Annotated in this window: 12 protein-coding genes; 8 read left to right on the forward strand and 4 right to left on the reverse strand. The window is 70.7% G+C overall.

Annotation, left to right across the window (positions count from 1 at the left end; translation table 11 throughout):
• Positions 1-464: OB-fold nucleic acid binding domain-containing protein (locus tag A5688_RS03745; RefSeq protein ID WP_347559119.1), on the forward strand; the 464-nt coding region annotated here is incomplete at its 5' end.
• Positions 465-552: 88 nt separating this feature from the next.
• Positions 553-1,197, forward strand: a complete 645-nt coding sequence (locus A5688_RS03750; RefSeq protein ID WP_067833402.1) for a nitroreductase family protein — start codon at positions 553-555, stop codon at positions 1,195-1,197.
• On the opposite strand, the gene A5688_RS03755 is transcribed toward A5688_RS03750, so the two are convergent.
• Together A5688_RS03755 and A5688_RS03760 are read right to left on the reverse strand one after the other, a co-directional pair.
• Complete coding sequence (locus tag A5688_RS03755) at positions 1,198-1,524, reverse strand: YciI family protein (protein WP_067833406.1); 327 nt, start codon at positions 1,522-1,524, stop codon at positions 1,198-1,200. It lies immediately after the preceding gene.
• A 36-nt stretch (positions 1,525-1,560) separates the two neighbouring features.
• Positions 1,561-2,025: a tRNA (cytidine(34)-2'-O)-methyltransferase gene (locus A5688_RS03760; RefSeq protein WP_067833409.1), complete on the reverse strand. Its 465-nt coding sequence runs from the start codon at positions 2,023-2,025 to the stop codon at positions 1,561-1,563.
• An 18-nt stretch (positions 2,026-2,043) separates the two neighbouring features.
• Between A5688_RS03760 and A5688_RS03765 the strand changes: the two genes are divergently transcribed.
• From A5688_RS03765 to A5688_RS03790, 6 genes are all read left to right on the forward strand, one after another.
• On the forward strand, positions 2,044-2,649 hold the full coding sequence (locus tag A5688_RS03765) for a class I SAM-dependent methyltransferase (RefSeq protein WP_067833412.1): 606 nt from the start codon (positions 2,044-2,046) through the stop codon (positions 2,647-2,649).
• A 255-nt stretch (positions 2,650-2,904) separates the two neighbouring features.
• Complete coding sequence (locus A5688_RS03770) at positions 2,905-5,673, forward strand: sensor histidine kinase (RefSeq protein WP_067909688.1); 2,769 nt, start codon at positions 2,905-2,907, stop codon at positions 5,671-5,673.
• A complete protein-coding gene (locus A5688_RS03775) occupies positions 5,670-6,134 on the forward strand; it encodes a roadblock/LC7 domain-containing protein (RefSeq protein WP_067833416.1) in 465 nt (154 codons plus the stop codon). Before A5688_RS03770 ends, A5688_RS03775 begins: the two co-directional genes overlap by 4 nt.
• Before the next feature lie 6 nt (positions 6,135-6,140).
• A complete protein-coding gene (locus A5688_RS03780; RefSeq protein WP_067909682.1) occupies positions 6,141-6,518 on the forward strand; it encodes a DUF742 domain-containing protein in 378 nt (125 codons plus the stop codon).
• Entirely contained in the window at positions 6,499-7,086 is a 588-nt protein-coding gene (locus A5688_RS03785) for a GTP-binding protein (RefSeq protein WP_067833422.1), read from the forward strand. Before A5688_RS03780 ends, A5688_RS03785 begins: the two co-directional genes overlap by 20 nt.
• The gene (locus A5688_RS03790; protein WP_067833426.1) at positions 7,083-7,640 is read left to right on the forward strand and encodes a pentapeptide repeat-containing protein; all 558 of its coding nucleotides are present in this window, start codon (positions 7,083-7,085) and stop codon (positions 7,638-7,640) included. Before A5688_RS03785 ends, A5688_RS03790 begins: the two co-directional genes overlap by 4 nt.
• A 4-nt stretch (positions 7,641-7,644) precedes the next feature.
• On the opposite strand, the gene A5688_RS03795 is transcribed toward A5688_RS03790, so the two are convergent.
• Positions 7,645-10,188, reverse strand: a complete 2,544-nt coding sequence (locus tag A5688_RS03795; protein ID WP_067833429.1) for an ATP-binding cassette domain-containing protein — start codon at positions 10,186-10,188, stop codon at positions 7,645-7,647.
• 36 nt (positions 10,189-10,224) lie between these two features.
• Positions 10,225-11,614: ABC transporter permease (locus A5688_RS03800; RefSeq protein ID WP_120312462.1), on the reverse strand; the 1,390-nt coding region annotated here is incomplete at its 5' end.

An 11,614-nucleotide genomic window follows, 5' to 3' on the forward strand; every position in this document is an offset into this window, starting at 1 on the left:
TCATCCCGGCGCGGCCCGGGATGCGCGAGGACGACCCCACCCCGGGCAGCCGGCCCGGCCGCTGGGTGGCCGCCGCCGACGTGTGGGCCACCGGCGTCTCCCCGGACAGTTACCCGACGCAGTTCCTGCGGGCCGACCTGGACGCGATGGGGGTGGTGCCCGCCGAGAAACTGGGCTCGGTGCCCGACGGCGACCGGGTGCTGATCGCGGGCGCGGTCACCCACCGGCAGCGGCCCGGAACGGCGCAGGGGGTCACGTTCATCAACCTCGAGGACGAGACCGGGATGGTCAACGTGCTCTGCGTGCCGGGGGTGTGGGCGCGGCACCGCAAGCTGGCGAACTCGGCCCCGGCGCTGCTGGTGCGCGGACAGGTCCAAAACGCCAGCGGCGCGATCACCGTCGTCGCCGAGCGGCTGGGCCGCATCACCCTGGCGGTCGGCTGCAAGTCGCGCGACTTCCGGTGAGGTCTTCGCGAGACTGCAACAAGCGACGGGTTCACTCGAGAAACGCGTCGTGGAATACAGTTTCGCGGCCGAATGTAGTCTCCACAGCATGACCCTCAACCTGTCCGTCGACGAAGTCCTCACTACCACCCGCTCGGTCCGCAAGCGCCTGGACTTCGACAAGCCGGTCGGGCGGGAGGTGCTGATGGAATGCCTCGAGCTGGCGCTGCAGGCGCCGACCGGTTCCAACTCGCAGGGCTGGCAATGGGTGTTCGTCGAGGACGCGGACAAGAAGAAGGCGATCGGCGACGTCTACCTGAAAAACGCCCGGGCCTACCTCAGCTCACCCGCTCCCGAGTACGGCGAGGGGGACACCCGGGGGGAGCGGATGGACAAGGTCCGGGACTCCGCGACCTACCTGGCCGAGCGCATGCACGAGGCCCCGGTGCTGATGATTCCCTGCATCTTCGGCCGCGAGGAGAAGCAGCCGCTGGGCGGCGTCTCGTTCTGGGCCTCGCTGTTCCCGGCGGTGTGGAGCTTCTGCCTGGCGCTGCGCTCCCGGGGGCTGGGGTCCTGCTGGACCACGCTGCACCTGCTCAATGACGGTGAACAGCAGGTCGCGGACGTGCTCGGCATCCCGCACGACAAGTACAGCCAGGGCGGGCTGTTTCCCATCGCCTACACCAAGGGCACCGACTTCCGCCCGGCCAAGCGGCTGCCCGCCGAGCAGCTCACCCACTGGGACGCCTGGTAATCAGGTCTGCAGAGGCCAAACCTCGACGATCCCGTGCGCGACCGCACACGGCGTCTGGCTCACCCGCTCAATCGCCGCGTCGATGTCTTCGGCGTCGATGACCGCGAACCCCGCGATCGGCAACGCCGATCGGAGGAAGGGGCCCGGCTCGATCCGTACCCCCGCGCCATCCGGATTGCGCACCTGGACGGGGTCTCCGGCCCGGCCGACCAGCGCGCCGGACGCGTTGAGTTCATCGTCTCGGGCGTGCGCGGCCCGTTTGCGGTCGTCGTTCAGTCGGTGGTACCCGGCCTCGTCGCCGTAACCGATCGTGATGAAGGTTGGCATACCAATGCTGACTCCCACGGGAACCGGAACTCGTCGCTACAGCGCACCCGGGTAGCCGTGTTGCCGCCAGGCCTCGTAGACGGCGATCGCCGCGGCGTTGGACAGGTTCAGCGAACGCCGGCCCGCCAGCATCGGGATGCGCACCTGCGCGGTGATGTGCGGGTCGGCCAGCGTCGCGGCGTCCAGCCCGGTGGGTTCGGGGCCGAACATCAGCACGTCGCCGGCCCGGTAGCACACGTCGGCGAACGAGGTGGGCGCGTGCGAGGTGAACGCGAACACCCGCTCCGGTGACAGCACCGCCCAGGCCGCCGCCAGCGAGGCGTGCACGGTGACCGACGCGAGGTCGTGGTAGTCCAGCCCGGCCCGGCGCAGCTTGGGTTCGGACAAGTCGAACCCCATCGGCTCGATCAGATGCAATTCGCAGCCCGTCGCCGCCACCGTGCGGATGGCGTTGCCCGTGTTGGGCGGGATCCGCGGGGACACGAACATCAGCTTGAACACAACGCCGATAATGGTCGCATGGTCGAGCAGAGCATCTGGATGCAGAAGGTCGCGCACGATCCGGGGCATTCGCATTGGTATATCGAGCGTTTCCGCGCCATGGCCCGCGCCGGCGACGACCTGGCCGGCGAGGCCCGCTTCGTGGACGCGATGGCGCCGCGCGGCGCCCGGATCCTCGACGCCGGCTGCGGGCCCGGCCGGTTGGGCGGGTATCTGGCCACGGTGGGTCACCGGGTGGTCGGTGTGGACGTCGACCCGGCGCTGATCGCGGCGGCCGAGCAGGATTACCCCGGCCCGCGCTGGCTGGTCGGCGACCTCGCCGAGCTGGACCTGCCCGCGCGCGGCATCGCCGAACCCTTCGACGTCATCGTGTCCGCCGGCAACGTCATGACGTTCCTGGCGCCCAGCACCCGGATCCAGGTGCTGAGCCGGCTGCGTGCCCACATCGCGGCCGACGGCCGCGCGGCGATCGGCTTCGGCGCCGGCCGCGATTACGAGTTCGGCGAGTTCATCAACGACGCGGTCGACGCGGGCTTCGCGCCCGATCTGCTGCTGTCCACCTGGGATCTGCGGCCGTTCACCGACGACTCCGATTTCCTCGTCGCGCTCCTTCGTCCCGCCTAGGCTTTGCGCGCCCAAGGTGTTTGCCAGCGGTGCCCGCGCGGGTGCGGCGCCACCTTGGAGGGACCTGTCTGCTCAGTAACGATTCTGGTGGCCTGCGCCGCGGGCTGTCATACTCGTCGGATTGCCACACCTACACGCACACGCCTATCTGGCGCGGGGCGGGTGAAATAAAGCAGGAAGTTTCATGAGCCTCTCGTTCTTTTCAGCGCTCAGCGTCAGCGCAGCGGCCGGTCGCGCGGCCGCGATGACGTGACCATGTTCACCCGCCCGGCCAACCCGGCCGAGGCGGATGTCGTAGAGCCCGCACCGACCGCCGCTGCCGACGCCGCGCCGGTCAAACGCCCGCCGACCTGGTCGCTGAGCAACTGGCCGGTCCGCTGGAAGGTGCTGGCGATTGTGCTGGTCCCGCTGGTATTGGCGACCGTCTTCGGGGCGCTGCGGATCCACGGCGCCATGGCCAACTCGGCCGGCCTGCGGCTGGCCGCCACCCGCGCCGACGTGGTCCCGGTGATCACCAAGTACATGTCGGCGCTGGATGTCGCGCTGCTGGCGGGCTCGACCGGGCGCGACGTGGACGGTGCCAAGAAGAACTACGAGGCGCGCAAGGGCGAACTGACGGCCAGGCTGGATGACACCGACGTCGCCGACGACGTCCGTTCCGGGGTGAACAATCTGCTCGACGGCGGTCAGATGCTGGTGAACAAGGCGACCGACCCCGGACTCGGTTTGCGGGAGCGGGTCACGCTCTACGCGCCGATCCTGCTGACGGCCGAAGACGTCATCAACGCCTCGGTGCGCGTCGACGACGAGAAGATCCGTGCCCAGGCGCAGGGCCTGAGCCGGGCGGTCGGCGCCCGCGGGCAGATGACGATGCAGAAGATCCTGGTCACGAGGGGGGCGGAACTTCCCGAGCCGCAGCTGCGGACCTCGATGGCCACCCTGGCGGGCACCGAACCGTCGACGCTGTTCGGCATGAGCGAGGTGCTCGGCGCCGGTTCGCCGGAGGCCAGGACGCTGCAGCAGCAGATGGTGAGCCGGATGGCGATCATGTCCGATCCGGCCAGCGTGCTCGTCGACAACGCCGACCTGCTGCGTTCGATCCAGACCACCGACGACATCGCCGACCAGGTCATCAAGAACGCCACCGCGACGGTGACCAAGTCGGTGCACGCCCAGGCCGCCGAGCGCCGCTCGGCCGCGATCGGAGACACCGTCCTGGTGCTGGCCGCCATCGTGATCGCGCTGGCGGTGGTGCTGCTGGTGGCGCGCGCCCTGGTGCGGCCGCTGCGCATCCTGCGCGACGGCGCGCTCAAGGTCGCCCACACCGATCTCGTCGAGGAGATCGCCCTTGTGAAAGCCGGTGGGGCCGAACCGATTCCGAGCCCGGTGCCGGTGTACACCACCGAGGAGATCGGCCAGGTCGCGCACGCCGTCGACGAGCTGCACACCCAGGCCCTGCTGATGGCCGGCGACGAGGCGCGGCTGCGACTGCTGGTCAACGACATGTTCGAGACCATGTCGCGGCGCAGCCGCTCGCTGGTGGACCAGCAGCTGGCGCTCATCGATCGGCTGGAGCGCAACGAGGAGAACCCCGAACGCCTCGACAGCCTGTTCCGGCTCGACCACCTTGCGGCGCGGCTGCGCCGCAACAGCGCCAACCTGCTGGTGCTGGCCGGCGCGCCGCTCGCCCGCGACCAGCGCGACCCGGTGCCGCTGGCCACGGTGATCAACGCCGCGGTGTCCGAGGTCGAGGACTACCGCCGCGTCGAACTCGCCGGGCTGCCCGAGTGCGATCTGATCGGCGCGGCCGCGGGTGGCGCCATCCATCTGTTCGCCGAGCTGATCGACAATGCGCTGCGCTACTCGCCGCCAACGACCTCCGCCCGGGTCTCGGCGTCCCGCGGCAGCGACGGGGGAGTCGTGGTGCGCATCGCCGACTCCGGTCTGGGGATGAACGACGCCGACCGGCGGATGGCCAACATGCGGCTGCAGGCCGGCGGGGACGTCAGCCCCGACAACGCCCGGCACATGGGTCTTTTCGTGGTCGGCCGGATCGCGGCCCGGCACGGCATCCGGGTGGGGCTGCGCGGGCCGGCGGCCAACGAATCGGGCTCGGGAACCACCGCCGAGATCTACCTGCCGCCGACGGTGCTCGACGGCATGACGGCCCCCGTGTCGGCCCCGCGCCACATCCGCGCGGTCTCCTCGCCCAGCGCCAAGCTGGCCAGTGCGATCGCCGCGCCCGCCGCCGACGAGGTCCAGGACGCCGGCTCGCACGAGCCGGCGGCGCGCACCGCCCCGGACGCGTCCGAGCCGTCGGTCACGCTGCTGCCGCGGCGCAACCCGGGATCCAGCGGCATCACCGAGGTCCCGGCCCCGCCCGCCGAACAGCAACCCCGCCGCCAGCGCCGCGAGCTGGCGACGCCCTGGTGGGAGAAGTCGCCCAAGGCGGCGCCGGCTCCCGAGCCCGCACCGGCCGCCGAACCGCCGGCTGCTCCCGAATCGGCGCCGGCGCCGGCCCGCGCGGCCTCGGACACCTCGGCCTTCTTCGCCGCCCGGTCCAGCGACAGGCGCGCGGAGGCCCCGAACACCCCGAAGGCTCCGGCCGCCCCGGCCGATGATGACGTCATCTACCGGCGGATGCTGTCGGAGATGCTGGGCGACCCGCACGACCTGGTCAACAGCCCGGACCTGGACTGGCAGTCGGTCTGGGACCGCGGCTGGACGCTGGCGGCCGCCGCCGAGGAGAAGCCCGTCGAGGAGCACACCACCGATCACGGCCTGCCGGTGCGCACCCCCGGCGCCCGGTTGATCCCCGGCGGCGCCAACGGCGCCGAACAGGACGAGCCGGCCGAGTCCGGCGAAGGGCTGAACGGCGGGTCCGCGTCGCTCCGGGAGCCGCAGCACGCGGCCGTCACCCGGGACCCCGAGGCGGTGCGTGCCTCGTTCAGTAACCATTTCGACGGCGTGCGCACCGGACGCTCGCACGCCCGTGACACCACCCAAGGACCCGACCAACAATGACGTCAACCGACAACTCCCTGGACTGGCTGGTGACCCGGTTCGCCCGCGAGGTCGCCGGCGTCGCGCACGCGCTGCTGGTGTCCGTCGACGGGCTGCCCATCGCCGCCAGCGAGCACCTGCCGCGGGAACGCGCCGACCAGCTGGCCGCCGTGGCCTCCGGGCTGGCCAGCCTGGCCACCGGCGCCGCGCAGCTGTTCGACGGCGGGCAGGTGCTGCAGTCGGTGGTCGAGATGCAGAACGGCTACCTGCTGCTGATGCGGGTCGGGGACGGCTCGCACCTGGCGACGCTCGCGGTCACGTCGTGCGACATCGGCCAGATCGGCTACGAGATGGCCGTCCTCGTCGAACGGGTGGGCGGCGCGGTGGAGTCGACGCGCCGGTCGGCCGCGCAGCAGCACTCGCCTGATCGCTCGGCTCCTCCTCGGGCCGCCACACGGCCCGCATCGTCGCCAAGCCTGTGAGCCCCGATGGACAAAACCCCCGAGACCTGGCCGGCGCACCGTAAGGGGAACCTGGTCCGCCCGTACACCCTGACGTCCGGGCGAACCGACACCAATGTGGACCTCCCCCTGGAAGCGCCGATTCAGACGCTGCAGGCCGGCTTGACCCACCAGTGGCCGCCCAACGACGCGCGGGGCAGGATCATCCAACTGTGCGTCGACAGCCCGTCGGTCGCCGAGATCTCGGCCCGGCTGGATGTTCCGCTCGGCGTCGCGCGCGTCCTGGTCGGGGATCTGGTGCTGTCCGGCTACCTTCGAGTGCATAAGACGTTGTCCGAGCGTTCGACCTCCGATGAGCGCCACGAACTCATAGGAAGGACACTGCGTGGCTTACGCGCACTCTGAGGTGCAGCCCGACTCCGGCGCCCACGCGTCGACGAAGATCGTGATCGCCGGCGGCTTCGGAGCCGGCAAGACCACCTTCGTCGGGGCGGTGTCGGAGATCATGCCGCTGCGCACCGAGGCGATGCTCACCGACGCCTCGGCCGGCGTCGACGCGCTCGAGGCCACCCCGGACAAGCAGACCACCACCGTCGCAATGGATTTCGGCCGGATCACGCTGGCCGAGGACTTGGTGCTCTACCTGTTCGGCACGCCGGGGCAGCGCCGCTTCTGGTTCATGTGGGACGACCTGGTGCGCGGCGCGATCGGCGCGGTCGTGCTGGTCGACTGCCGGCGCCTGCAGGACAGCTTCGCCGCGGTCGACTTCTTCGAGCATCGCAACCTGCCGTTTCTGGTGGCGGTCAACGAGTTCGACGGCGCGCCCCGCTACCCGGTCGCCGAGGTGCGCGAGGCGCTGACCCTGCCGCCGCACATCCCGGTGATCACCGTCGACGCCCGGGATCGCCGGTCGGCGACCGACGCCCTGATCGCGGTCAGCGAATACGCCCTGGCCAGCCTGTCGGCCAATTGACCACGCGGTGGGTCGACCAGGAATTCGAGGGACACGACTTCACCGATGAAGACCTCAGCCGGCTGCAGACCGAGCGGGTCGTGTTCACCGAATGCGATTTCCGCGGCGCCAACCTGGCCGAGTCGCAACACCGCGGGTCGGCGTTCCGCAACTGCACCTTCCGGCGGACGTCGTTGTGGCACAGCACCTTTACCCAGTGCACCATGCTCGGGTCGGTGTTCGAGCAGTGCCGGCTGCGGCCGATCACGTTCGATGAGGTGGATTTCACGCTGGCCGTGCTCGGCGGAATCGACCTTCGCGGCGTCGACCTGAGCGGCTGCCGGCTGCGGGAAACCGGCCTGGTGGAAGCCGACCTGCGCAAGGCCGTGCTGCGCGGTGCGGACCTGCGGGGCGCGCGGACGGCCGGCGCACGGCTGGACGAAGCCGATCTGCGCGGCACCATCGTGGACCCGGCGTTGTGGACGACCGCCTCGCTCACCGGTGCCCGCGTCGACGTCGATCAGGCCCTGGCGTTCGCGCTCGCCCACGGGTTGCGGCTGGACGGGGACGGCTGACCGCTCAGCGGGTGAGCCGGATGCGCCACCGCACCAGCCCCGCGTAGGCCACGGTGAGCACCGCGAGCATGCCCATGTCGAACAGCCACGCCACCGGCGTGTGCTCGAAATGGCTGTCCCGCGGGCTCTGCGGGCCGGGCGACACCGCCCACAGATCGACGGTCGACCCCTGCGCCGCATACCCCCACCGCGACGGCACCAGCCAGGACAGCTGGTCGAGGAAGATCCGGTTCGTGACGGGCACCATCCCGCCGCAGAGCACCATCTGCATCATCAGCGAGACCACCAGCAGCGGCATGATCTGCTCGTTGGAGCGGGCCAGCGCCGAGAGCAGCAGACCCAGCATCGCCGCCGCCACACACGTCGCCGCGACCCCGGCGAACAGCTCCAGCGTGGCGTTACCCAACAGCACCGCCGGCCGCGTCGGCGGCCCCTTGCCCACCACCACGATGGCCGTGGCGATGGCCGCCTGCACGACGGCGAACGTGCAGAACACCGCGACCTTGGCCAGCAGGTAGGCCGTGCTGGACAAGCCGACCGCCTGTTCTCGCCGGAAGATGGCGCGCTCGCCGATGAGGTCGCGGATGGTCAGCGCGGTCCCCATGAACGCGGCGGCCATGGTGAGCAGCGTCAGGATCATCCCGGCCTCACCGGCCGACTCGCCGGCCGGATCGGCGTAGCCGAAACCGACGCGGCCGGGGACCGTCAGCGACAGCGCGCCCATCACGAACGGCAGGATGGCCAGGAACAGGAAGTAGGCATGGTCGGCGACCACCAACCGGACCTGGCGGCGGGCGATCGTGGAGAACTGGCGGCGCTTGCTGGTCTGCGCCGGGACGCCGAGGTCGGCGGGCGCCTCGGTCAGCGCCGGCGGCGGGGGTTTGTTCTGGGCCAAAAACCGGCGATTGGCCTCGTCGGGGTCGGCGCCCACCTTGGCGAAGATGTGCGCCCAGTTGGTGGTCCCCATCGCCGGGCCGATCTGGCCGGGCGGGCCGAGGAAGGCCGTCTTGCCGCCCGGCGCCATCAGCAGCACCTGGTCGCAGACGTCGAGGTAGGTCAGCGAGTGGGTGACCACCAGCACGACGCGGCCGGCGTCGGCGAGCTGCCGCAGCATGGTCATGACCTGCAGGTCAAGCGCAGGATCCAGGCCCGACGTCGGTTCGTCGAGGATCAGCAGCGACGGCCCGGTGAGCAGTTCCAGGGCCACCGACGCGCGCTTGCGCTGACCCCCGGAGAGGTTGTCGACCCGGGTGTTCGCGTGCTCGGTCAGCCCCAACTCGTCGAGGACCTGGGCGACGACCTGCTCGCGGTCGGACTTGCTGGTGTCGGGCGGCAGGCGCAACTCGGCGGCGTAGCCGAGCGCCTGGCTCACCGTGAGCTGGCGGTGCACGACGTCGTCCTGCGGGACCATCCCGATCCTGGTGCGCAGCGACGCGTACTCGGTGTGGATGTCGTGACCCTCGAACGTCACCGAGCCCGACGACGGGGTGGCGTACCCGGCGATCAGCCGCGACAGCGTGGTCTTGCCGGCGCCGGACCCGCCGATCAGCGCGGTCAGGGTGCCGGGCCGGGCGACCAGCGAGATCCGTTCCAGCAGGTTCTTGCCGTCGATCGCGAAGTTGACCTCGCGCACCTCCAGCCCACCGGCCCGGGTCGCCGCCTCCTGGCGGCGAACCAGCATGCCGTCGTGGAACACCAGGTCGACGTTGCCGATCGTCACCACGTCGCCGTCGGACAGCGCGGCGGACCCGACCCTGACACCGTTGACGAAGGTGCCGTTGCTGCTGTTCGCGTCGCGGATCTCGGCGCCCGTCGGGGTCGGGTTCAGGAAGGCATGATGGCGTGAGGCCAGCACGTCGTGCACGACGATGTCGTTGTTGAGCGCCCGCCCGATCCAGGCGGTGCGCCCGGGCGAGGGCCGGCGGTCGGGTCCCTGTCCCGGCACGTCGACCCACGTGGTCGGGAAGTCCCCGGTGTCGGCGCTCCTGGCACCCCCCGATTGCGGCAAGGCGCGGGTCGCAGCCGCCGGCGGGACGACCGGAACTGCGGCGCTGCTCTGGGCATCCCGGCGGCGGAAGGGCCGCGACGGCTGCGGCGCGGGCGGCCCTCCAGGATGCGGCCGGTGCGGGGCGGCCGCGGGACGCGGGCCGGTCGGTTGCGCCGGCGCCGACGCGCCGGGCGGCGCCGTGATGATGGGGATCGACTTCGTGGTCGGCGGGAGCAGGCCGACGCTGCCCTGGTGCTGGCCCACTTCGAAGGTGATCCGCGGGCCGTCGGGCTTGCCGATGTTGATGCTCTGGCCGTCGTGGATGTCGACGACCGGCACCCGCTGGCCGTCCAGGTAGACCCCGTTCAGCGAGTTGTTGTCGACCGCGAGCCAGCGGCCCTGATCGAAGCGCAGCAGCACGTGCGCGCGGGCGATCAACGGGTGCGCCACACGCAGGTCGGCGCGCAGGTCGCTGCCGACGACCACGTCGCGGCCGGCGGCGAAGCTGCCCTCGGATCGGTCGGACCGAGCCGTCAGCACGGGCTGCGCAGATCGAGTCATCACACCCAGGTTAGAGATCGTTGCCTGTGAGCGGCCTCAGCGTTTCAGCCGGATATGCCAGCGGACGAACCCGGTGTAGCCGATCGACAACGCCGCCAGCATCAACATGTCGAAGACGAAGATGTGTTTCGAGTGCTGCCAGATCGGGTCGTTGGTCGGGATCTGCTTGACCTTGACCAGCGACGGGAAGTCGATCGAGGACGCGCCCGCGGCGTAGCCCCACCGGGCGGGTGTCAGCCACGCCATCTGTTCGAGACCGATGCGCTGATACACCGGGATCATGCCGCTGGAGAACACCAGCTGCGACATGATCGACACCACCAGCAGCGGCATGATCTGTTCGTTGGACTGCGCCAGGGCCGACAGCAGCAGGCCGAGCATGGCCGACGCCACACAGGTGCCCGCGACGGTGACGAACAGCGAGAAGGTCGAGTTGCCGAAGAACTGGGGATGCGCCGTCGGCGCGCCCTTGCCCAGCCGAACGATCATGGTGGCGATCGCCGCCTGGCCCGTCGCGAAGACGCAGAACACCGCGATCTTGGCCAGCAGGTAGGCGGTGGTGGACAGGCCGACCGCCTGTTCTCGCCGGAAGATGGCTCGCTCGCCGATCAGGTCGCGAATGGTCAACGCGGTGCCCATGAAGACGGCACCGATGTTCAGCAGCACCATGATGTACTGCGGCTGCGTGGGTGCCGGACCCAGCGGGTCGGCCGGGCCGAGGCCGGGGTGGGGGCCCTTCACCGTCAGCGACAGCGCGCCGATCAGGAACGGCAGGATCGCCAGGAAGATCGTGTACCCGCGGTCGGATACGACGAGGCGAACCTGGCGGCGCGCGATCGTGGACAGCTGCCGGAACAGGTCGGTCTGGGGTGGTTCGCCCAGATCCGCCGGGCTTTCCGGCGTCGGTGGCTGCGCCGCCCGCTGATTGCGCTCCTTGAAGCGGCGGTTGGCTTCGTCCGGGTCGGCGCCCACCTTGGCGAAGATGTCGGCCCAGTTGCGGGTGCCCATGGCGGACTCGACCTGGTCGGGCGGCCCGCAGAACGCGGTCTTGCCGCCGGGTGCGACCAGCAGGATCTGATCGCACACATCCAGGTAGGACACCGAGTGGGTCACCACCAGCACCACGCGGCCCGCGTCGGCCAGCTGGCGCAGCATCAGCATGACCTGGCGGTCCAGCGCCGGGTCCAGGCCCGACGTCGGCTCGTCCAGCAGCAGCAGCGACGGCTGGGTGAGCAGCTCCAGGGCGACCGAGGCGCGCTTGCGCTGGCCGCCCGAGAGCTTGTCCACCCGGGTGTCGGCGTGCTGGGTCATGTCGAGTTCCTCGAGCACCTGCGCGACGACGCGGGCCCGCTCCTCTTTGCTGGTGTCGGGCGGCAGGCGCAGTTCGGCGGCGTAGTTCAGGGCCTGGTTGACCGTCAGCTGGCGA

The sequence above is a fragment of the Mycobacterium mantenii genome, from assembly GCF_001667865.1.
Taxonomy (GTDB): Bacteria; Actinomycetota; Actinomycetes; order Mycobacteriales; family Mycobacteriaceae; genus Mycobacterium; species Mycobacterium mantenii_A.